Annotated in this window: 16 protein-coding genes and 5 pseudogenes; 10 read left to right on the forward strand and 11 right to left on the reverse strand. The window is 61.8% G+C overall.

The annotated features are described in order from the left end of the window. Positions 1 to 40 precede the first annotated feature (40 nt). The 5 genes from ACYCCG_RS10550 to dsbD all read right to left on the reverse strand — a co-directional run bounded on the left by ACYCCG_RS10550 (position 41) and on the right by dsbD (position 5,604). Positions 41 to 742 (reverse strand): ATP-binding cassette domain-containing protein, encoded by a 702-nt coding sequence (locus tag ACYCCG_RS10550; RefSeq protein ID WP_209967273.1) that lies wholly within the window; start codon positions 740 to 742, stop codon positions 41 to 43. Continuing rightward, positions 742 to 1,479 carry a hypothetical protein gene (locus ACYCCG_RS10555; protein WP_209967271.1) on the reverse strand — a complete coding sequence of 246 codons (738 nt, stop codon included), beginning with the start codon at positions 1,477 to 1,479 and terminating at the stop codon, positions 742 to 744. The genes ACYCCG_RS10550 and ACYCCG_RS10555 overlap by 1 nt, the downstream gene beginning before the upstream one ends. Before the next feature lie 813 nt (positions 1,480 to 2,292). After that, positions 2,293 to 3,051, reverse strand: coding sequence for a thiol:disulfide interchange protein DsbG (dsbG, locus tag ACYCCG_RS10560; RefSeq protein ID WP_176685682.1), 759 nt, complete (start codon positions 3,049 to 3,051; stop codon positions 2,293 to 2,295). 1 nt (position 3,052) lies between these two features. Then, on the reverse strand, positions 3,053 to 3,889 hold the full coding sequence (locus ACYCCG_RS10565; protein ID WP_339444624.1) for a TlpA disulfide reductase family protein: 837 nt from the start codon (positions 3,887 to 3,889) through the stop codon (positions 3,053 to 3,055). Continuing rightward, entirely contained in the window at positions 3,889 to 5,604 is a 1,716-nt protein-coding gene (dsbD, locus tag ACYCCG_RS10570; protein ID WP_459670328.1) for a protein-disulfide reductase DsbD, read from the reverse strand. The genes ACYCCG_RS10565 and dsbD overlap by 1 nt, the downstream gene beginning before the upstream one ends. A gap of 368 nt (positions 5,605 to 5,972) precedes the next feature. On the opposite strand from dsbD, the gene ACYCCG_RS10575 reads away from it, so the two are divergent. Genes ACYCCG_RS10575 through ACYCCG_RS10595 form a run of 5 tightly spaced genes read left to right on the forward strand, consistent with a single transcriptional unit; the run spans position 5,973 to position 12,085 of the window. After that, positions 5,973 to 8,804: a xanthine dehydrogenase family protein molybdopterin-binding subunit gene (locus tag ACYCCG_RS10575; protein ID WP_209967264.1), complete on the forward strand. Its 2,832-nt coding sequence runs from the start codon at positions 5,973 to 5,975 to the stop codon at positions 8,802 to 8,804. Then, a complete protein-coding gene (locus tag ACYCCG_RS10580; protein ID WP_003254265.1) occupies positions 8,797 to 9,333 on the forward strand; it encodes a (2Fe-2S)-binding protein in 537 nt (178 codons plus the stop codon). Before ACYCCG_RS10575 ends, ACYCCG_RS10580 begins: the two co-directional genes overlap by 8 nt. Positions 9,334 to 9,335: 2 nt before the next feature. Continuing rightward, a complete protein-coding gene (locus ACYCCG_RS10585) occupies positions 9,336 to 10,547 on the forward strand; it encodes a cytochrome c (RefSeq protein WP_339535885.1) in 1,212 nt (403 codons plus the stop codon). Positions 10,548 to 10,550: 3 nt separating this feature from the next. Continuing rightward, complete coding sequence (locus ACYCCG_RS10590) at positions 10,551 to 11,522, forward strand: XdhC family protein (RefSeq protein ID WP_209967260.1); 972 nt, start codon at positions 10,551 to 10,553, stop codon at positions 11,520 to 11,522. Beyond that, positions 11,519 to 12,085, forward strand: a complete 567-nt coding sequence (locus ACYCCG_RS10595; protein WP_209967258.1) for a nucleotidyltransferase family protein — start codon at positions 11,519 to 11,521, stop codon at positions 12,083 to 12,085. Before ACYCCG_RS10590 ends, ACYCCG_RS10595 begins: the two co-directional genes overlap by 4 nt. Before the next feature lie 16 nt (positions 12,086 to 12,101). On the opposite strand, the gene ACYCCG_RS10600 is transcribed toward ACYCCG_RS10595, so the two are convergent. From ACYCCG_RS10600 to ACYCCG_RS10610, 3 genes and pseudogenes are all read right to left on the reverse strand, one after another. Further along, positions 12,102 to 12,728 (reverse strand): GAD-like domain-containing protein, encoded by a 627-nt coding sequence (locus ACYCCG_RS10600; RefSeq protein WP_209967256.1) that lies wholly within the window; start codon positions 12,726 to 12,728, stop codon positions 12,102 to 12,104. 22 nt (positions 12,729 to 12,750) lie between these two features. Further along, positions 12,751 to 13,369: pseudogene (locus ACYCCG_RS10605) on the reverse strand (GAD-like domain-containing protein). A gap of 18 nt (positions 13,370 to 13,387) precedes the next feature. Then, a pseudogene (locus tag ACYCCG_RS10610) lies at positions 13,388 to 14,045 on the reverse strand (DUF6861 domain-containing protein). A 125-nt stretch (positions 14,046 to 14,170) separates the two neighbouring features. Between ACYCCG_RS10610 and ACYCCG_RS10615 the strand changes: the two are divergent. Both ACYCCG_RS10615 and ACYCCG_RS10620 read left to right on the forward strand, forming a co-directional pair. Next, positions 14,171 to 14,418, forward strand: a pseudogene (locus ACYCCG_RS10615) (winged helix-turn-helix domain-containing protein); the annotation flags it as partial. Then, positions 14,318 to 14,809 (forward strand): annotated as a pseudogene (locus ACYCCG_RS10620) (two-component sensor histidine kinase); the annotation flags it as partial. The pseudogenes ACYCCG_RS10615 and ACYCCG_RS10620, both read left to right, overlap by 101 nt. A gap of 88 nt (positions 14,810 to 14,897) precedes the next feature. Here ACYCCG_RS10620 and ACYCCG_RS10625 read toward each other — a convergent pair. Beyond that, complete coding sequence (locus ACYCCG_RS10625; protein WP_209967250.1) at positions 14,898 to 15,515, reverse strand: GAD-like domain-containing protein; 618 nt, start codon at positions 15,513 to 15,515, stop codon at positions 14,898 to 14,900. A gap of 19 nt (positions 15,516 to 15,534) precedes the next feature. Further along, positions 15,535 to 16,880, reverse strand: a pseudogene (locus tag ACYCCG_RS10630) (DUF6861 domain-containing protein). Between the two features lie 258 nt (positions 16,881 to 17,138). Here ACYCCG_RS10630 and ACYCCG_RS10635 point away from each other — a divergent pair. From ACYCCG_RS10635 to ACYCCG_RS10645, 3 genes are all read left to right on the forward strand, one after another. Then, complete coding sequence (locus ACYCCG_RS10635) at positions 17,139 to 17,822, forward strand: response regulator (RefSeq protein WP_004576176.1); 684 nt, start codon at positions 17,139 to 17,141, stop codon at positions 17,820 to 17,822. Then, the gene (locus ACYCCG_RS10640; RefSeq protein WP_176685672.1) at positions 17,819 to 19,141 is read left to right on the forward strand and encodes an ATP-binding protein; all 1,323 of its coding nucleotides are present in this window, start codon (positions 17,819 to 17,821) and stop codon (positions 19,139 to 19,141) included. The genes ACYCCG_RS10635 and ACYCCG_RS10640 overlap by 4 nt, the downstream gene beginning before the upstream one ends. Positions 19,142 to 19,468: 327 nt before the next feature. Next, positions 19,469 to 20,860 carry a diaminobutyrate--2-oxoglutarate transaminase gene (locus ACYCCG_RS10645; RefSeq protein ID WP_459670336.1) on the forward strand — a complete coding sequence of 464 codons (1,392 nt, stop codon included), beginning with the start codon at positions 19,469 to 19,471 and terminating at the stop codon, positions 20,858 to 20,860. A 141-nt stretch (positions 20,861 to 21,001) separates the two neighbouring features. On the opposite strand, the gene ACYCCG_RS10650 is transcribed toward ACYCCG_RS10645, so the two are convergent. After that, the gene (locus tag ACYCCG_RS10650; RefSeq protein WP_459670337.1) at positions 21,002 to 21,970 is read right to left on the reverse strand and encodes a siderophore-interacting protein; all 969 of its coding nucleotides are present in this window, start codon (positions 21,968 to 21,970) and stop codon (positions 21,002 to 21,004) included. Between the last annotated feature and the right edge of the window lie 269 nt (positions 21,971 to 22,239).

A 22,239-nucleotide genomic window follows, 5' to 3' on the forward strand; every position in this document is an offset into this window, starting at 1 on the left:
GGGCAGGGGCGCTTGGCGCCCCTTTCAATGGCCACGGTACCTAGACCGAAGCATTGATAAAGGCTTCATCCAGCGATTTGGCGTGGTGGCGTTCCATGAACTGTCCACCACTGTCAAACGCTTCCAGTCGTTTGTTTGCGAGCATATAAAAGCGCTGGCAGTTTTTCGTGATTTCCTCTGTGTAATGAGAAGATATCAGCACGCTCGCACCTTCCGCGCACGCGCTTTTAATACCGAGCCATATATAGTGTCGAAATTCAGGGTCTACGCCAGCCGTTGGCTCGTCAAGAATGATCAAGTCACTGTTTAAAAGTAGCAAGGTCAGCGTGAAATAGCTGCGAATTTCACCGTAGCTGCAATTGGCGGCTTTTTTCTTGGCGATGTCCGCATATCGCCTGGACAGTGGCGGGGACCATTTGGCTAGTTTCGAGAGAATCTCTGTGTGATCTGGGGAAACGTTGGGGGTCAGGCTGGTGATAAGCTTGCCCGCTTCGTTCATGCGGAGCAATGGGGGCGGTGTAAGGATTTGCGTCAAATAGGCCTGACGCCTGGATAAATTGGAAATAGCACCCTTTGTCGGCTTCTTTATTTTACAGATGAGGTCGAAAAGGGTTGTCTTTCCGGCTCCGTTGTTGCCAAGAATACCGACCAGTTCCCCCGCTTTTATAGTGAGTTCAATGTCGTTCAGTAGCGGGTTTCCGCTGTATCCGAATTGAAGGTTGTTTATAGTTAAAATGTCCATCAGTATCGGCTCCATATGGGTTGAATTCTGAAATACCTTCCAGTCAGGTATGTCGAGGCTGCAGAGGCCGAAAGTGCAATCAGGAAACTGTTGAGAAGGGGCATTTCGCCATGGAAGATCTGCGCGCTTAAAAAGAGCGGGTTGATCAGCGTTAGCGCCTGCGAAGCATCGTGCCCCATTGTGGCGCCGTTGTATCCGGAGACCAGCATGAGAAATGACATGAGCGAAAAAAGGGTGCTGGCCGTGCTGAATTTTATCGGCAGCGCAGCGATCCCCAGGCCGATACAGGTGAACATGAGGTAACTGGTGTAAAAGCATGCCATCAGATAGAGGAATTCAGGGAGTGAGTACTGACCTCGCAAGGGTTTGGTCAAGAGGTAAAATAGTGTGGCGTAAAGTGTGCTCAATAATAAATAGCTGAGTGTATGGGCCGTCAGGAATAGCTTGATTGCGCCGTGTTGGTAGATGAAGGACCGCGTGAAGCCACTTTCCCTTCTGCCGATAAGGTAGAAGCTGAATCCAAAGAACGCGAGGGTGGCAGAGATGTATGAGTAGAACCAGGCGGCTGAAGCGGTATAGGTTGAGGTTGCATGCGTTGGGTTGGTGATCATGTAGAGTATGCAAGGGGCCAGCGCTGACCAAAGAAGCGATGTGGGCTCCCTCAAGTGCTCAGTGGTCAAGATTCTTGTGATACTCGTGATTTTTTTTGCGCTGCGGATAAAGTGGTTTGGGTTCATGGGTGGACCATTTTGGTGTCATGGTTGCGTGTTATTTGATTTTGCAGTGAGTGTCGAAGCCAATGCCACGAGGTTAATGCCATATTGATTTTTCATGAGTGCCTCCTGGTTTTTGGTGTGTCTGAAAGGTACGGGTATGGAGGTTTAGGCGTTCGGCTGTTTAAAGTCAATCTTTCGGTGGGGGTGGCGTGGCTGGAAGTGATATTGGAATGTTTGGTTTAAAGCTATTTTTGTGGGAAAATTCTTCAGAAGGGTCTTACTTAAGTCTGATAATGTTTTTTGGGGTTTATTTTTTCTTCTAATTGTGTGAGAAATTTCTGTTTTTGATGCTCGAATACTCTGTCGTGAACGTCCGAGTGTTCTTTGTTGTGCGTGTGTGTGGGATTTGAATAAGGGAAGCAAGCAGACGATGTTTGGCGAAGGGGCGTGCCGAATAATTGTTTCTGGGTATGTTGAGTGGCAGATTTAAATCTGCGCGGGGTAGATTTGCCGGGCCTGGAGATCTACTGCTTGCGAAAGAACGGCCTGCGTCCAATCACCAATGTGTGTCCACTCCCGATCAGCGTAGGAGCGGGTTTACCCGCGAATACAATGGCGGCGGCAACGGTGAACGGCTGGTGGAAATTGGCCAGCAGGTCCGGCCCTTTCGCGGGTAAACCCGCTCCTACACCCGACCGCGCAGGCCTTGCGATCACAATCCAGCCGTTAGCGCGAGCCCCGTAGGAGCGGGTTCACCCGCGAACACCGGCGTAGCCGGTGCCATGCCCCGCGTCATCTGCTTCGCGGCGCTCTATCTGTGCCCCACCACATGCACTAGCGCTTGCCCAGAATCTTCCCAAGCATCTCCGGCCGTGGTGCCCCTTGCTGGCTTTGCAGGTTGCCTTGCTCATCCTGATAGAAAATGGCCGGGGTCGCCTGCAACCCCATCTCTTCCATCAACGCCATGTTCGCCGCCAGCTTCTGTTGCACAGCCTCTGGCACCTGCTCGAGTGCCTTCAGGGTGCTGGCCTTGCCGGCCTTTTCATGCTGCTGCAGGGCCTTGGCCGGATCTTTCGCTGCCAGCAGCGCCGCCGACTTGCCCGGGCTGTCCTCACGGATGATGCCGACCATGATATGGCGCAACTGCACCTTGCCCGACTCCACCCACGGCCGCGCCTGTTCCCAGAACATGTTGCAGTATGGGCAGTTCGGGTCGCTGAACAGGTATACCTTGCGCGGCGCGTCGGCCTTGCCGTCGGCGATCCACGCGGTTTTTTCCATTTTCGCCCAGATTTCCTTGCTCATCGGCGCGTATACAAGCTTCTGCAGTGGCTCGGCGCTAAGGTCCTTGCCCTGTTCGTCGAACAGGCTGCCGACCAGTACGTGCTTGCCGTCAGGGGTCAGGTACAGGGCCAGGGCGTTGTTCTGGTACTCGGCGGCATAACCGCGCAGGCCGTTGGGCGCATCGAAGCTGCCCTTGATCACGGCGCCTTTGGCTTGCAGTTGCTGAACCGCCTTGGGCAGTTCTTCGGCCTGCAGGGCAGGGGTGGCCAGCAGGGCCAGGGACAGGGGCAGCAGTGCAGTCAATCGCATGTCAGTTTCCTTGTGCGGCAGGGGCGGGCGCCAGGGCCCGTTCGAAGGGTTCCAGAGCGTGGCGCAGGCTGGCCCGGGACAGCTCGCCCAGGTGGCTGCCGATCAGCCGCCCGTTGGCGTCGTAGAACAGGGTGGTGGGTAGGGCCATGGAGCCGACACGCTGGGCCAGCAGGCCGGTGCCGTCGAATAGCACGTGGGTCAGGCTCAGGCCGGTGGTGGCGAGGAAGGTGCTGACGTTTTCCGGGGTCTCGCCCTGGTTGACGAACAGGAAGGTCACGTGCGGGTAATCGCTTTGTGCCTGTTGCAGCACGGGCATCTCACGCCGACACGGTGGACACCAGGTGGCCCAGATATTGATGACCAGCGGCTTGCCGCGGTAGCTGAGCAATGCCACGGACTGGCCGCCGGCGTTGCGCAGGCTCAGTTCGGGCAACTCGGTGCCTTTGCTGTACAGGTGGCCGCCGAGGCTGGCCAGGCCCCAGAACAGTGCGCCGCTGAACAGCGCCCAGCCTAGCGGGCGACGCAGGCCGGGGTGGCGCCAGCCCTGCCACAGGGCACCTGCCACGATGCCGGCAAGGCCCGGCCAGAACAGGAAGCCGCCATCACGGATGTCGATGATTTGCAGTGGTTCGTCCTGGTACATCGTCCAGTAGGCCAGCACGAAACCGGCGCGGGCACACAGCAGGCCGATCAGGAACAGGTTGAACAGCGCCGATTCCGGGCTCTCGCCGCCACGTCGGGCGACCCACCAGCCGACCACGCTTGCGATCACCAGGGCGGTGAGCATCAGCAGGTGGTTGAGGGCCATGGTCAGTGGCCCGAGTGTTACGGTCAGCATCAGCCTTGGCTCCTGGTCTGGACCCAGTGTTGCTGGAACGCTGCTGCATCCACCTCACCGGTGATGCGCCGCGCGCGGCGTTCTTCGCCTTCCGGGCCGATCCAGATGATGCTGGGCGGGCCGGGTACCTGGTAGCGCTGTAGCAGGGCTTTGCTGGCTGGGCTGTCGGCGGTCACGTCCAGGCGCAGCAGGTGCACGCCGGCCAGGCCGGTCTGCACGTCGCTGCGGGCGAACACCTGTTTTTCCATGACTTTGCACGACACGCACCAGTCGGCATAGTAGTCGAGCATCACCCACTGGCCGCGGGCTTTGGCCGCGTCCAGCTCACGTTGCAGGTCCTCGGGGCGGCTGACGGTGACGAAGCTGTCCTCGGCATGCTGGCCAGCGGCCGCTGTGCTGCCACCCCCGGCGAACGGGCGTAGTGGCTGCCAGAGGTCGTCGCCGCCTGCTGCCGCACCGACCAGCAACAGGCCGCCCCACAGGGCGCCGAGCAACGGCACTGCACGCAACGCCGGCAGGCGCTGCAGGGCTGGCCAGGCGGCCCAGGCCAGGGCGATCAGCCAGGCGCCGCTCAGTGCCAGCAGCAAGGTAGCAGGCAGCAGGCTGCGCACGGTGTACAGTGCCATGGCCAGGAACACGAAACCGAACACACCCTTGACCCGGTTCATCCACGCACCCGGGCGCGGCAGGTAACGGTTGCCCAGGGTTACCAGCAACAGCAGCGGCACGCCCATGCCCAGGCCGAGGCTGAACAGCACCAGCGCGCCTTGCAGTACGTCACCGCTTTGCGCGATGTACAGCAGCGCACCGGCCAACGGCGCAGTCATGCACGGGCCGAGCAACAGGCCGGACAACGCCCCGAGCAATGCCGCGCCATACAGGTTGCCGCCACGGGTACCTTGCCCGGCGCGGTCCAGGCGGTCGCGCAGGGCGGCAGGCAGTTGCAGTTCGAAGGCGCCGAACATCGGCAGTGCCAGCAGCACGAACAGCCCCGCCAGGCTGCCCAGCAGCCAGGGTTGCTGCAGCCAGGCCTGCAGGCTGGCACCCAGCAGGGCAGCAACCACCCCGAGCCCGGCGTACACCAGGGCCATGCTCAGCACATAGACCCCGGCCAGCAGCCAGCCGCGCCGGGCACTGGCGCCATTGCCCAGCACCAGCCCGGCAAGGATCGGCAGCATCGGCAGCGAGCAGGGGGTGAAGGCCAGCAGCAGCCCAAGGCCGAAGAACGCCAGCAGGCTCCAGGCCAGGTGGCCTTGCTGAAGGCCGCTGGCCAGGGCCTGGTCGCTGGCTTGCTCGGCGGCGGGCGTTACGCTGCCACCCAAGTCGATCGAGGTGGTTTGCGGCGGGTAGCACAGGCCGGCATCGGCGCAGCCCTGCCAGCCCAGGCGCAACTGACCCTGGGCGTTGGCAGGCAATAGCAGTTCAAGCTGGTCGCGATACACCGCGCTGTCGCCGAAGAACTCGTCGTGATGGTTGAGTGCTGGCGGCAGCTGCGGGTGTTGCTCTGCAGGCAGGCCGTCGAACTTCAGGCGCTTCTGGTACAGGTAGTAGCCCGGCTTGATCTGGAAGTACAGGCGCATCTGGCCGTCGGCCTGGCGGTCGTGGGTGAGCACGAAGGCTTGGTCAACCGGCAGGAAGTCTGGTTTCACATCGAACGGGTTGGCTTGCAACGGGCCGGCCAGCAGGAGTGTGAGGAAGAGCAGGAGAACGCGCATGTCTTCGCCTTGGCAGATCTGGGAATGGGGCCATGCTGGCTGGGGTCGATTAAATGAAGGTTAACGCGGGTGTTGGGGTTGGGGGTGGGTCAGGAGTATTAAGAGTTTGTTCTGGATTTGCAGGGTCTTCGTTGTTGGATTTTCGAGGGGGCGGCGCTCGATCTCACAGGCGCTGAAAATCTCCCGGCGAACACCTACCCGCCAAAGCGCGAATTCCGCCTCTTGCCCTATACACACCGCGACACATTGTCGGCTTGACTTTGCCTATATCCACCCAATTCCTGTAAAGTTGACGCCAAGGTCAGTTTTCTCAAGCCAGGCCAAGAATCAAAAGAAAGGGCAGGCCCCAACTGCCCAGAGGATCAAGCATGTCCAACCGTGATATTTCCCGGCGCGCCTTTTTGCAAGGCGGCCTGATCGCTGGTGTCGGTGTGACCATGGCGCCATTAGGCAGCCCGGCATTCGCCGCGTTGATGGAGGAGCGCGTTACCACTTCGCCGCAGAAGTGGATGAACCACGACGGCAAGGCGCGTTTCCGTAACGATGCCTTGTCCAAGGTCTGCGGCGACAAAGTGTTCGCGCGCGACATCCGCGCCAAGGACATGCCCGGCTGGCCCGCGCAGCAAGGTCATGCGCTGCTGCTCAAGGCGACCAAGGTCGACCGGATTTATGCCGGCCATGACCTCAGCCTGCTCGGCACCGACCTGCAGCCGGACCGCATCGTCACCGCCGCCGACCTCGAACAGGACGGCATCGCCTGGCCCGAGGCCCATTCGCCCGACCCGCTGCTGCCGCCCGGCAAGGTGCCGATGTTCATCGGCCACCCGGTGGCGATCCTGATCTGGCACGACTTCGAGCGCTTCCGCCAGGCCAAGCGCAAGCTGCAGTTCAATCAGCAGGCGATCCGTTACGGTGCCCAGGCGCCGTTGTACCAGCGCGACCCTTATGGCAGCTTCCGTTTCGTGCGGGTGGGCGGCACCACGCCGTTCGACGACGATGAGTTCTCCAGCCTGAAGAACTCCATGCTGTTCCCCACCATCCTCAACCGCAAGCCGGTGTGGTCGAAGCAGCCCAACCAGCACGGCGACCTGACCGAGCAGGGGTTGTTCTACGCCAAGCGCATGGCCGAGCAGCTGGACAACCCGCCCGAGGACTGGCTGGTGTTCGACGAGCGCTACAAGACGCCGTCCATCGAACCTGCCGCGCTGGAGCCGGACAACGGCAACGGCTGGTACGACCCTACCACGGGCACGCTGCACTTCGTGGTCGCCACCCAGTGCCCGTTCGAAGTGGCGCAGGAATGCGTGCACATGATCAAGCCGTCGCGCTTCGCCCTGAACACGCTGAACATGCACCCGGGCTATACCGTGGGCTATGGCTCAAAAGACAACAATATCTTCGTCTTCTATGCCGCGGTGGCCGCGCTGTACGGCGCCGGGGTGCCGATCCGCCTGGCCAACGACCGCTACGAGCAGTTCCAGAGCGGCATCAAGCGCCATGCCTTCGATATCCGCTACCAGTTGGCGGTGGACAAGAAGGACAACAGCTTCAAGATCTTCCGCGCCGACATGAGCTGCGACGGCGGCGGGCGCATCAACTACAGCCCGTCGGTGGCAGCCGTAGGCGCCACTGCAGCGCAGTCGATCTACTACATGCCGCAGAACGACCTGTCGGTTACCGCCTACTATTCCCGTGGTGTCGAGGCCGGCTCCATGCGTGGTTACGGCACCCTGCAGAGCATGGCAGCCACCGAGATGATGGTGGATGAGATCGCCGGCCGCCTGGGGGTCGATGCCATCGACCTGCGCCGCGCCAACGCGCTGAAATCGGGCATGAAGAACACCCAGGGTGCGGTGCCGGCGGGCGCCCTGCGGCTTTACGAGATCCTCGACAAGGCAGCTGTGCATGAATGGTGGCGCGACCGCGACGCACGCAAGCGGCAGATGGACGCGCAGGATCAGGACCACTGGTACGGGGTGGGGTTTGCCATTTGCCAGAAGGACTTCGGCACGGGCTCCGAAGCACCGATGGCAAGCATCGAATTCAGCCGCGACGGGCGTATCAGCCTGCGCCACATCGGCACCGAGCTGGGTACCGGCATGTCCACCTCCCAGGCTTTGGTGGTCAGCGATTTCCTCGGCCGTTCGGCCGACGAGGTAACGACGGCAGTCACCGAATGGCCTGAGCTGCAACTGAGCACCAGCGGCAACCCGTACCTGATCAGCCAGCCTGAGCAGGACGCCGCGCTGCGCAACCCGCGCTGGGTCGGCAAGCTGGCGTCGCCATCGTCGGCGACCAACTCGGCCTTCTACTTCAGCCATGCCACCCGCGAAGCGGCGCGTGTGCTGTTCAACCATGGCCTGTGGCCAGCGGCCATGGCGATCTGGAGCCAGGGCCCGTATGGCGGCCAGGCCAACCCACTGGTGGTGCGCCGCGAAAATGCGGTGTGGGTCAACGGAGAGCTGACTGGTAACGGTCTTCAGCCGATTCCGTTCGCCCAGCTCGCACAGAAGGCCCACGACATGGGCTTGGTCACCGGCGCCAGTGTGCACGGTTTCAACCGCTGGAGCTGGGCCGAGGCCGACTTCGTCATCGACGGCGTGCGTGAGCGTTTACCGCTCGACGCGGTGGCGGTGAAATACGGCGATGGGGCGGTGAATGCGAAGAAGGCGCAGATGAACAGCCATGGCTACCACCTGCTCGACCGGCAGAATGCGGCCTACCCCGACACCCAGTTGAACAATGCCATGGTCACCTACTACAGCCCGGTGGCGACCATCGTCGAGGTCAAGGTCAACAAAGGCACCTTGGAGACACAGGTGCTCAACCACCACAGCTGGGTCGAGTGCGGCCGGGTGCTGGTGCCGGAACTGGTCAAGGGCCAGCTCGAAGGCGGTATCGCCATGGGCATTGGCCATGCACTGACCGAAGAAATGCCGTTGTACGAGGGTGGGCCCGGGGAGGGCGACTGGAACTTCAACCGCTACCGCCTGCCACATGCGCGCGATGTGGCGGTGTGGCAGCAGACCAGCGAAATCCTCCCGCCGCTGTCACCGACCGACCCGTCCAAGGGCATCGCCGAAGTGGTGATGATCCCGGTCGTCGGTGCCATCGGCAATGCCGTCGCGCATGCCATCGGCAAGCGCGTGCGCGATCTCCCCATCACCCCAGCCCGTATCAAGGAGGCCCTCAATGGCTAACCGTCCACTGCAACTGACGCTCAATGGTCAACCGGTCGGGCCGGTCGAGGTCCCCGCGGACCTGGCGATGATCGACTACCTGCACGAACACCAGAACCTCACCGGCTCGCGCCTGGGTTGCGGCCAGGGCATCTGCCACGCCTGCGTGGTGATCGTCGACAACCCCGACGGCACCAGCGAAGAAGTGCGCACCTGCATCACCGGTGCGCATTACTTCGAAGGCAAGAAGGTTCGCACCATCGAAGGCCATGCCAAGAAAGACGAGGCCGGTAACCTGACGCTCAACCCGATCCAGCAGAAGTTCGTCGACCTGTTCGCCTTCCAGTGCAGCTACTGCGCACCAGGCTTCGTCAACGCCGCTACCGTGCTGGTGGAAACGGCCCAGCGCCAGCCGCTGAAGAAGAGCGAAGTGGAGGACCGCATCGAGGCCAGCCTCGGTCACCACATCTGCCGCTGCACAGGCTACGTGCGTTACTACGATGCCACCCGCAAGGTGCTCAACGATCTCGGCCTGGTCAAGGAGGGTTGAACATGGGCTTCGTACGTAGCGCTTCGGCGTTGGTCCTCGGGCTGGCTGTCAGTTCGATTGCCCTGGCAGCCGACGATGCGCAGGTCAAGCGCGGTGAATACCTGGCCCGCGCGGCCGACTGCATGGCCTGCCATACCGCTGAAGGCGGCGCGCCGTATGCGGGTGGCCTGCCGATCCATTCGCCGTTCGGCACCATTTATGGCAGCAATATCACCCCGGACAAACAGTACGGCATCGGCAACTACAGCGCCGACGAGTTCTTCGCCGCAGTCACCGAGGGCAAGCGCAAGGATGGCGCCAACCTTTATCCTGCGATGCCTTACACCTCGTACCACCTGATCAAGCGTGAAGATTCGGACGCAATCCTCGCCTACCTGATGACCATACCGCCGATCAACCGCCCGGCACCGCAGACCTCGCTGCGCTTCCCGTTCAATGTGCGCATGGGCCTCAGCGGCTGGAACATGCTGTATGGCAAGAGCGTGCAACTGCAGCCGACCGAGGGTAAAAGCCCGGCCTGGCAGCGCGGCCAGTACATGGTCGAGGTCATGGGCCATTGTGGCGAATGCCATACCCCGCGCAACCCGATCGGTGCGCTGCAGCAGGACCAGCGCCTGAGCGGCGGCCTGCTGGGTGGCTACCTGGCGCCAAGCCTGCTGGCCCAGGACCTGGCCGAGCGCGGCTGGACCCAGCCGGACCTGACCACCTTCCTCAAGCACGGCATCAGCGCCCAGGGCAGCATGTTCAACGAGATGTTCCCGGTGGTGCACCACAGCACCCAGCACCTGGAAGATGCAGACCTTGCGGCCATGGCTACCTACCTGCTGGGCGACCAGCCGCCGCCGGCCAAGGCTATCGAGACTGTTGCCCTGGAGCAGATGAGCGACAGTGCCAAGCGTGGCCACCAGCAGTACCTGAACGTCTGCGCCGGCTGCCATGGGGTCGACGGCGAGGGCAAGCCGCACATCGCCGTGGCCATGCGCGGCAACACCGTGCTGCGCCAGGCCGACTCCCGCAACCTGGTCAAGGTGGTCCTCGAAGGCATCCGTGAACAGCAGTTCACCGGCTTCGAGCGCATGCAGCCGATGCCGGGCTTTGCCGACAAGCTGGATGACCAACAGGTGACGGATATGGTCAACTACCTGCGCCAGGCCTGGGGTGGATTGCCCGGCGACCTGAGCGTACAGCAGCTCGCCGAGCTGAAGGCGGAGTAAAGCGTGCAGCATCTCGATCTACGGGTGATCCGTCAGGCTTTGCAGTGGTCCTGCAACGGCCAGCGGGTATGGTTGTGCACGGTGCTCGCCACCTACGGCTCGGCGCCGCGTGCACCGGGTTCGCTGCTGGCGGTGAACGCCAGCGGCCAGTGGCTGGGCTCGCTGTCCGGTGGCTGTGTCGAAGACGACTTTCTCGAACGCGTGGCCCTGGGGGAATTCCCGGAGCCAGTTGCCATCGTGCGTTATGGCGACGGCAGCGACCCGCGTTCGCGCGTTCGCCTGCCGTGTGGCGGTGTGCTTGAAGTACTGGTGGAGAACCTGCCGGTTGAATGCGAGGTGCAGGCGCATCTGCGTGAGCTGGAACGTGCGCTGCTGGGACAGCGCCGGATACTGCGTGAGGTGAGCCTGCCTACGGGTACCCGCCAGCTGCTCGATGACCATAGTCAGGGGCCACGGGTGGAACGGGAAAATGCCCGGGTGCGCTTGCGTGTCGGCGCCGCCCAGCGGCTGCTGCTGGCCGGTTATTCCAGCGTGGCGCATTTTTGCGTCGAATTCGGCAGGGGCATGGGGTTTGAGGTCATCCTTTGCGAGCCGCGTGATGAAGTACTCGACGGCGTAGTGCTGAATGGCATTGAGGTGCGCCGCGAGCTTCCGTCGGAATTCATCGCCAATGGCGGTTGCCATGCCGACACGGCAGTGGTGGCATTGACCCATGATCCAAAAATCGATGACCTGGCCATGCTTGAAGCCGTGCGGACCGAAGCGTTCTACATCGGCGTGATGGGCTCCAAGGCCACCTCCGACAAGCGTCGCGAACGCTTGCAGCGAATTGGTGGCCTGGGTTGCGACGAGCTGGCGCGCATCCATGCGCCGATTGGCCTGAACCTGGGCAGCAAGACCCCGGCCGAGATCGCCCTGGCGGTACTGGCCGATATCCTTCGTGTGCGCAACGGCATCGAGCGGGCGGCGCTGTGAGCGTGGTTGCGTTGGTATTGGCGGCAGGCAGCAGTGTGCGTTTTGGCTCTGACAAGCGCCGTTCGCTGCTGGCTGACGGTCGAAGCTTGCTGGTGCACAGCGTAGAGAGCGCCTGCGCAGTGTTCGATGATGTGCGGGTGGTGTTGCGTGAAGGGGAGCGAGGCGTGGACCTAGGGTTGCCTGCGCGGTGCAGGGTGGTCTCCAGTCCGGATTTCACATTGGGCATGGGCCATAGCCTGGCGGCCGGGGCCGCTTCGCTGGCTGACAGCGAGGCCCAGGCAGTAGCGATTCTGTTGGGTGATATGCCCTGGGTGGCGTCCGCGACCCTGGATTTGCTTGCACGCGAGGCCAGTGGATCAACGATAGTCCTGCCTTGTCATGCCGGACGACAGGGCCATCCGGTGTTGTTCGGGCGTGATTTCTGGCCGGCGCTTGCCCGGCTGAAGGGTGATGAAGGGGCGCGTTCGGTGCTGAAGGCCCATGCGGACCGTTGCGTCCGGCTGGATGTCGAGGATGCCGGCGTGCTGCAGGATGTCGATAGGCCGGATGCGGTGCGCCCTTGAATGCGTTCGTCAAAGGCTATTCATCTTCTTCGCCAGTGAGTTCATAGGGTTCGAGTTCGCCCAGTTGGGAAAGCAGCACCAGATGCTCCACTGCCTTCAGCTTTTCAAGACGCTCGAGGCTGTCTGGGCCTCCCAGCATCAAGGCGGGGACAAAGCCATACATCTCGTCTGGGCCCAGGGTGCCGAGCCGTTCCCTGGCAGGTTCGAACAGGTCGTCGAAGTAGACGCACTCGGTCATCAGCCACATGAGCAAACCGTGGATCCTGCTGTCCCGTTCTTCGTCGCCTGAGCTATGAGCGCCATCGAGGTAACGGGAATGGTAGGCCGCAATGGTCAGCACCGAACCGGTTTTCTCACCCCATAGGTACAGGTCGCCAAAAGCGCTGCGGGCGATGAGGTGATAAGTGTCGCATTCTTCGAAGTGCGTACCGGCCAACCAAGAGGCCACTACACCCTGGTATTCCTGAGGATTTACCAGCCAGAACAAGCCGCCGCCGTAGCCGCACCAGCCGTGGTCTTGCCAGTATTCAAGGAGGCGATTGGGGAGTTTGCCTTGGTAATGATCGACAGCGGCAGGTGGTACGGGTTGCTGGCTGATGGGTTCGCCGAAGGTTTCCAGGAAAATGCTGAAGATGACATCCATTCGTTTAGGTCCTTTTGTGTGCTCAGAAGTCAGAGAAGCTGTAGGGTTCGAGTTCGGTGATTTGAGACAGCAAAATTAAATGCTCTATTGCTTTAAGTTTTTCCAGGTTTTTGAGGTCGGGGCGCCCTCCCAGCATCAATGCAGGAACAAATGCATATATCTCATCTTCTTTCAAGATGCCCAGCTTTTTCTTCGCGGGCTCAAAAAGGCTTTCAAAGTCGTTGTGTTCTTTTTTTCTTGATAGAAAGAAGCTTTGGACCTCTCTGGTTGCTTCCGTTTCAGTGAGTGTGCAGTTTTCACCTGTGTAACGGGACAGAAGACTTGTGATTTTTACTGAAAAGCCACTGTTCTCTCCCCAAAGATACAGGTCGCCGAAAGCGCTTCTGGCAACCAAGTGGTAAGTGTCCCGGTTTTCAAGGAGGGTGCCCTCGGTCCAGGATGAGACAACGCCCTCATACTCCTGTGGATTAACCAGCCAGAATATACCTTCGCCAAAACCACACCATCCATGCTCTTTCCAGTATGCAAGTAACAACTCTGGAAGTTTTCCGTTATAGCGATCAATGCTGGAGGGGGGGCACCTCTCGACGGGAAAAAGGCGCGCCTATATTGTCAAGGAATATGGAGAATACCTCATCCATTTGCGATGCCTCTTGTCGTTAGCACTTATGAAGTCTTACATTCATGTAAGTCGAGTGGGTGCCGAATTTCGGCGATTTTTCCGCAGCCTCTTTTATGCTGGCTAGTCTGTTTCGCCATTGAGCACCAATGCTGGAGTTGACCCAGAACGGGCCGGTACCTTCATTGCCGCAGGTGCCTTCCCAGGCGAAGCGGATGCCATCGACGTAGTACTCGCCGATACGCGGCAAGCCCTCGACGAAGAACTCGGCAATGGAAGCCAGCCCCAGCGCACCGAGGATCCAGCCGCTGACCTTGAGGCCCATGGCCGCGCCTGCGCCGGCGAACGGAATGGTTCCGGCGCCGCCGGCGAATGCGCCTACCCCCGCGCCAAGCAGGCCACCGGTAATGGTGCTGCCGACGACGATCATTGCCATCTGCTGCACGACCCTCAGCAGTTCGTCGACGATGCTGTTGATGTCGAGGTCTGCGAAGCGCTGGCGTAGCATGTGCGCCGCCTGCCATTCAGCGTGGTAGAAGGCTGTGCGGACAGCTTCGATCCGGCGCAGGTTGAGGCCCAGTGAGGCGACCTCTTCATTGAGGCTGGTGCGGAACTGGCCACCGCTTGGGTAGCCCCACCATGGCGATGACACGTGACTCGATCTCGTGCCATGAGGGCACGAGGTAATCCAGGTACATGAGGTGTCTCCCTGACAGCGTGTGCAGGGGGAAATCCCATCATGGATTCGGATCAGAGGTTTCTGGGTCAGTTGTAGGAAAGGGCGACTTCGTTTCTGTTGTGTTCGAGAAGCTCGGGAATTGGGTCCCGCCGTGAGCATGCCCTGCTCCAGGCGCTGCTGCAGAACCCGGGCGAGTGCTGTCCAGCGAGCAACTGAAAGACTGCGTGTACGGTTTCAGCGACGAAGTCGAGAGCAACGCCCTGAACGTGCACATCCACCACCTGCGCCGCAGATGGCATGGCCTGCCAGGTCAGCTCGCTGCGTGGCGAGATCCTCGCCAGCAACCACAAGCACGATGGTGCCATGGACGACGAGCGCAGCGGGTTCCGTGACCAGACCATCGACGATGCGCTTTGGCGCACCTTCACCTACAACCACGGCGATGTGCGCATCACCACGGCCGACCGGCACATGGAGCGCGAGGCGCTGAACCAGTCGATTCTGCTGGCGGCATCGGCGCCGGTACTGATGGCCCTGCTCGGCAGCCTGGGGCTGTTGTGGATCGGCCTTGGCAAGGGCCTGGAGCCGCTCAACTGCGTGCGTGATGCGTTGCGCAGCAGGCGTGCGGACAGTGTCGAACCGCTGCAGGTGGCGGGTATGCCCAGCGAGTTGCAGACGTTGCTGGAAACCCAGAACCAGCTGTTCCGGCGCATTGCCCAGCCCCTTGAGCGTGAGCGGCGGCTGACCGACGGTGCGGTGCGCGAGCAAGCGCTGGAGCATGCAGGATTGGCCAGGCTGGCAGACGCGTCCAGCATCAACGCCGGACGAAGCCGTGCATCTCATCCGCCGCTTTTCACGGCCAATACTGTGTTTAGAAGTCAGAAAAGCTATAGGGCTCGAGGGTGGAGATCTGTGCAAGTAGTATCAAGTGCTCGACAGCTTTGACTTTTTCTAGGTGGGCAAGATCGCAGGGGCCACCGAATGCCAAGGCTGGAACGAAACCATACATCTCATCATGATCGAGTTTGCCTAATTTGTTATATGCAGGCTCGAATAAATCGCCAAAGTTGTTGGACTCCCGTTCGATCAATAGAAAGAAGCCTTGCACCTCCTTGTCCATGTTGCCTGCATCAAGTTCATTCACTCTGCCGCAGTATTGTGAAGTGTGGGCTACGATGTCTAATGAAAACCCGGAATTTTCTCCGTACAGATAGAGATCACCAAAGGCGCCCCGAGCGATGACATGATAGGTATCTCGCCCTTCGAGCGCAGTGCCTTCTATGAATGAGGCGGCTACGCCCTCGTAGTCTTGCGGATTGACCGTCCAGAATATTCCATCACCATATCCGCACCATCCGTGCTCGGCCCAGTACTCCAACAGTTTCTTCGGCAATTTACCGCTGTAGCGCTCGATGCTAGAAGGTGGCACCTCCTGCCTGAAAATCGGCTCGCCCATTTCTTCTATGAAGAGGGAGAAAAATTCGTCCATTGTCGCGCTCCTTATCTTGTTAGCATTTGTGCAGTCTGACATTTAAAAAGCCTGATGCACGGCCATCTTTGGCTTGTTCTTCGACTGATCTTGTCAGCTCTCCTACCCTGCTTCTCCATTGGGGACCTATAGTGGAATTTACTTGCCTATCCCCGAAGTCAGAAATGACATCCTTGCCGCCGGCGATTAGATCTGGATTGTGCAGCGCAGCAAGAGAGGACATCGTTTCCTTAGCCTGCATCGTTGAAATTTTTCTTGCTTCAATTGGGTTCATGTCCTTGGGCAGTTTTCTATAAGCTCTTTTCCTTAGGTCGTCATACAGTTTTTGTCTTGCTTTTCTCGCAGTTTTTGGATCTCGCTTTATGGGATTTGCAATATTTTCCAGGAACTCTTCAACCGTCAGCCGATTGAGTCCATCTTGTTGTCCCTTTAACTGCCGCTCAAACTCGCCATGCTTCGACGCTGGCAATTTATCCGCCTTGAAACACGCCACCGTATGCAACGGCATGCTACCGGGCTTCCCTGTGGGGTGCTCCTTGTCTTTTCCCGCCTGCCGATTCGGCTGAACTGGCTGCGGATCATCCATCGCCCCTTTGCGCCGCTCCGGCACCTGCAGATCCGGCCGTTTCTTCAACCCCTCTTCATGCTGGAGAATCCATTGCCCCAACCGCGCGCCTTTGCGGCTGGCCGCCATCTCCTGGGCCAGCACCCGGGCATCGCCGCGCCCGCGGGTGAGGTACGACACGATTGCCCCAACAACAGCACCACGACTTCCACATGGCCTTGGGCAATCTGATGCGTGGCCCGGGATATCGCATACGGGTCGTCCCGGCAGAACGGGCCGGTGCCTTCATTGCCGCAGGTGCCTTCCCAGGCGAAGCGGATGCCATCGACGTAGTACTCGCCGATCCGCGGCAAGCCGTCGATGAAGAATTCGGCAATGGAAGCCAGCCCCAGCGCACCGAGGATCCAGCCGCTGACCTTGAGGCCCATGGCCGCGCCTGCGCCGGCGAACGGAATGGTTCCGGCGCCGCCGGCGAATGCGCCTACCCCCGCGCCAAGCAGGCCACCGGTAATGGTGCTGCCGGCGACGATCATCGCCATCTGCTTCACGACCCTCAGCAGTTCGTCGACGATGCTGTTGATGTCGAGGTCGGCGAAGCGCTGGCGCAGCATGTGCGCCGCCTGCCATTAGGCGTGGTAGAAGGCTGTGCGGACAGCTTCGATCCGGCGCAGGTTGAGGCCCAGTGAGGCGACCTCTTCATTGAGGCTGGTGCGAAACTGGCCACCGCTTGGGTAGCCCACCATGGCGATGACACGTGACTCGATCTCGTGCCACGAGGGCACGAGGTAATCCAGGTACATGAGGTGTCTCCCTGACAACGTGTGCAGGGGGAAATCCCATCATGGATTCGGATCAGAGGTTTCTGGGTCAGTTGTAGGAAAAGGCGACTTCGTTTCTGTTGTGTTCGAGAAGCTCGGGAATTGGGGTGAGGCTGCGATGGGCAGGGCGGCGACCCCGCGCGGCGCTCGATCTACCCCCAACCCTCCCCAAAAGGTCCATAATCCCCCCTTAATCCGCCCAAGGTGCAATACCAGCCACACCACTCCGGGAGCCCCACCATGCACGTTCTGCTCTGCGAGGACGACGACCTGATCGCCGCCGGCATCTGCGCCGGCCTCACCGCCCAGGGCCTGACCGTGGACCGGGTGGGTAACGCCGCCGCTGCGCGGGCGATGCTGCAGGCCGCGCAGTTCGACGTGATGATCCTCGACCTTGGCCTGCCCGACGAAGACGGCCTAAAGCTGCTGCGCCGCCTGCGCGAAAAAGGCGAGACCCTGCCGGTACTGGTGCTCACCGCCCGCGATGCCGTCACCGATCGTGTCGATGGCCTGCAGGCCGGTGCCGATGATTACCTGCTCAAGCCCTTCGATCTGCGCGAGCTGGCCGCACGCCTGCATACCTTGCTGCGGCGGGTGGCCGGGCGGGCGGTGAACGTGATCGAGCACGGCCCGCTGCGCTATGATCCGAGTAGCTGCGAGGCGACCCTGGCCGGCCAGCATGTCGACCTGTCCCGCCGCGAACAGGCCCTGCTTCAGGCGCTGCTGCAGAACCCCGGGCGCGTGCTGTCCAGCGAGCAACTGAAAGACTGCGTGTACGGGTTCAGCGACGAAGTCGAGAGCAACGCCCTCAACGTGCACATCCACCACCTGCGCCGCAAGCTGGGCAACGGCATTGTCGAGACCGTGCGTGGCCTGGGCTACCGGCTGGGTCCGGCGCAGGCACCGCAAGAGGCCGCATCATGAGCCTGCGGGTGCGCCTGAGCCTGATCCTCGGCAGTGCCTTCGTGATCATCTGGGCACTGGCCGCCGCGTGGATGCTGCGAGACCTGCGCCAGCAAATGATGTTCTCCCTCGACCAGCGGCTGGTGGCGTCGGCGCGTATGGTCGCCGGGCTGATCGACCAACTGCCGCAGCCGCTGACCGCCAAGGGCGGGGAGGCGCATTTTTCCGCCGACCAGTTCAGCGTACCGGATGGCATGGCCTGCCAGGTCACCTCGTTGCGTGGCGAGATCCTTGCCAGCAACCACAAGCACGATGGCGCCATGGACGACGAGCGCAGTGGGTTTCGTGACCAGACCATCGACGATGCGCTTTGGCGCACCTTCACCTACAACCACGGCGATGTGCGCATCACCACGGCCGACCGGCATATGGAGCGCGAGGCGCTGAACCAGTCGATTCTGCTGGCGGCATCGGCGCCGGTACTGATGGCCCTGCTCGGCAGCCTGGGGCTGTTGTGGATCGGCCTTGGCAAGGGCCTGGAGCCGCTCAACCGCATGCGTGATGCGTTGCGCCGCAGGCGTGCGGACAGTGTCGAGCCGCTGCAAGTGGCGGGCATGCCCAGCGAGTTGCAGCCGTTGCTGGAAACCCAGAACCAGTTGTTCCGGCGCATTGCCCAGACCCTCGAGCGTGAGCGGCGCCTGACCGACGATGCCGCGCATGAACTGCGCAGCCCGCTGACCGCGATCAAGACCCATCTGCAGGTGGCGCGCATGACCGACGGTGCAGTGCGCGAGCAGGCGCTGGAGCATGCCGAGCAGGGCGCCGACCGCATGCACCGCACGCTGGAGCAGTTGCTGATGCTGGCGCGGGTGGAAGGCAGCCTGTCGTTCGAGGATGGCGTGCAGTGCAGCGCCGAGCAGGTGGCCCGTCAGGCGGTGCAGGATGCCGGTGGTGGCGACAACCGGCGTATCGTGTTGCGCCTGCCTGAAGAGGCCACGCAAATCTACTTGGGCATGCCCGCACCGTTGGCGGTGGCAGCGCTGCGCAACCTGCTGGACAACGCCTTGCGTCATGGCGGCGATGAAGCCGTAGAGCTGGAGGTGCAGATGGCGGACGGCCAGGTGGGTTTCATGGTGCGCGACCACGGGCCAGGGATTGCCGAAGCGGACCTGGAGCACCTGACCGAGCGCTTCTGGCGCAATGGGCAGAGTGGTGGTTGCGGATTGGGGCTGGCGATTGTGCAGGCGATCGTGCAGCGGTGTGCCGGTAGCCTGCGCTTTGACAGCCGTAGTGACGGCTTGCGGGTCTTGTTGCAGGTACCGGCGCGTCCTGGACATTGATGTTTATCGCCTGTGCTGGCCTCTTCGCGGGTGAACCCGCTCCTACGGGCGGTGCGGTCTGTGGGGGTGGGTTGCCTGTGCTGGCCTCTTCGCGGGTGAACCCGCTCCTACGGGCGGGTGGCGGTCTGTGGGGGTGGGTTTGCCTGTGCTGGCCTCTTCGCGGGTGAACCCGCTCCTACGCGGGCGGTGTGGTTGTAGGAGCGGGTTTACCCGCGAAAGGGCCGGCACAGACCCAAATAAAATGGCGTAACAACCGCTAAATCCTCCCCTCACTCAAGCGTTTCCAAAGCGATAACCGCCCATCCGCTTGCTCGCGAGGATTTACCCATGCCCACCGCTTCCAGCCTTGCCCGGGTTGTACCGGCCAGCGTGCCGCAGCCCTTGTACGAATTCACCGATTCGCCCTTGCTGCAACGTCAGCAGCAACAGGAATCCAACGCCCGCAGCTATCCACGGCGCATCCCGCTGGCGCTCAGGCGCGCCCGTGGCATCCACGTCGAAGATGTCGAAGGCCGCCAGTTCATCGACTGCCTGGCCGGTGCCGGCACCCTGGCCCTGGGCCACAACCACCCGGTGGTGGTCGAGGCGATCCAGCGGGTGCTGGCTGACGAGTTGCCGCTGCACACCTTGGACCTGACCACCCCGGTCAAGGACCGCTTCGTCCAGGACCTGTTCGGCATCCTGCCCGAGGCGCTGCGCCGCGAGGCCAAGGTGCAGTTCTGTGGCCCGACCGGCACTGATGCGGTAGAGGCGGCGCTGAAACTGGTGCGCAGCGCCACCGGCCGCAGCACCGTGCTGGCCTTCCAGGGCGCCTACCATGGCATGAGCCAGGGCGCGCTGAGCCTGATGGGCAGCCATGGGCCGAAACAGCCACTGGGGGCCTTGCTCGGTAACGGCGTGCAGTTCATGCCTTACCCGTACGACTACCGCTGCCCGTTCGGCTTGGGCGGCGAAGCCGGGGTGAAGGCCAACCTGCATTACCTGGAAAACCTGCTGCTCGACCCGGAAAGCGGCGTGCCACTGCCGGCGGCGGTGATCCTTGAGGTGGTGCAGGGCGAGGGTGGTGTGATCCCGGCCGATATCGAATGGCTCAGGGGTGTGCGCCGTATCACCGAGCAGGCCGGTGTGGCGCTGATCATCGACGAGATCCAGAGCGGCTTTGCCCGCACCGGACGCATGTTCGCCTTCGAACATGCCGGCATCGTGCCGGACGTGGTCACCTTGTCCAAGGCCATCGGCGGCAGTCTGCCGCTGGCGGTGGTGGTGTACCGCGACTGGCTGGATACCTGGAAGCCGGGCGCACATGCTGGCACTTTCCGTGGCAACCAGATGGCCATGGCGGCGGGTTCGGCGGTGATCAATTACTTGGTCGAGCATCGCCTGGCCGAGCATGCCGAGGCCATGGGGCAGCGGTTGCGTGGGCATTTGCAGCGCCTGCAGCGGGACTATCCGCAGTTGGGTGATATCCGTGGCCGTGGCTTGATGCTGGGTGTGGAGCTGGTCGACCCACAAGGCCAGCCGGATGCGCTGGGCCACCCACCGGCTAATCGCGACTTGGCGCCGAAGGTGCAGCGCGAGTGCCTCAAGCGCGGGCTGATCCTGGAGTTGGGTGGGCGGCATGGGGCGGTGGTGCGTTTCCTGCCGCCGTTGATTATCAGTGGCGAGCAGATCGACGAGGTGGCGCAGCGCTTTGCCGAAGCGTTGATGGCGGCGGTCTGACTGATTGCTGGGGCCGCTTTGCGGCCCTATCGCCGGCAAGCCAGCTCCCACAGGTACCGCGTAAGCCTTCTGGTCGGCGCGGTACCTGTGGGAGCTGGCTTGCCGGCGATAGGGGCGCAAAGCGCCCCCGGCTATCTCAAGTCAATCAAAGGTCCGCCCGGCCCGCCAATAGCCCATCAAGGTCAGGCACTCGCGCTGCAACCCGCGCTCCTTGATCAGGTACCGGCGTATATCCATCACCGTCGCCGATTCTCCCGCCACCCAGGCGTGAAACACACTGCTGGCGCTAGTGGCCTGTTCCCATAGGATGCGCGTATCAATATCCACCTCTTCCAGCTTCACCCGCGGCGCGGCATGCCCCTGCGGCAGGCTGGCCAGCTCGCGCACGGCATGCTGCATGGCCTGGCCATGCGCGCATTGCAGCAGGTCGCGCGGTAGCCAATGCAGGCGGGTATTGGCGCCGTGGCGCAAAGCCAGGCAGTCGGCCTCCTGCGGTACTTCGATGAACGCTTCCACGGCCAGCTCGGGCTGTGTGTTGGCCAATTGTTCGAGAATGCCGGCGATGGCCGGCAATGCCGTTTCATCGCCCACCAGCAGCACATGGCGCACATCCTTCGGCGGTTTCCATTCATAACCGCCAGTGTCGCCACCGTAGGCCAGGTTCGGCGCGATCATTTGCAGGCGCTTGCCGACCTGGGCATGGGTAGCCCAGGCCGAAGCCGGGCCGTTTACACCATGCAGGACAAAATCGACATCCACCTCCAAAGCTTCGCGCCGCAGGGCGCGGATGGTGTAGGTACGCATGGGTGGTCGCTGCTCCGCCGGCAGGGCACTGTGCGCAGCCTTCCAGTGGGCATCCGTAGGCAGCACTGGCAACGAGCCGTCGGGGGCGGGGAAGAACAGCTTGACCCGCTGGTCCGGCGCCAGGGTGGTCATTTGGGCCACATCCGGGCCGGTGAACACCAGGCGTGTCAAAGAAGGGGAAAGGGTGATGCGTTGCTTGAGCTGTAGGTCGAACAGGCGGTAGGCGCTGGCAGCCGGGCTGGGGCTGCCGACCAGGCGGCGCAGGCCTTGCTGGATCGCCAGGGTGATGCGGGCGGGGCTGGACATGCGAGGGTCCTCTTGCAGGGCGGCTTTCTGGGTAAACGAGCCGCCGCCAAGGCAAATTAATGCCTAGCTGTCGGCTTACCAGACACGCTCGGAATTGGCCCAGAAATTCACCGAAACGGTAAGTGCGGGTAACGAAGGGCCGGCCGCGGAATGTAGTATGTCTTCGACCGCCGTCAGGGGAGTTCAGAAGCGTTAATTTTTTTCAGGTTGTATCCGTTTCGTAGGAGTAGCCGGGCACTGCCCGTGGCACCTCACTCGTACGGAAAGCA

It is taken from the genome of Pseudomonas sp. VEM90 (assembly GCF_054611535.1).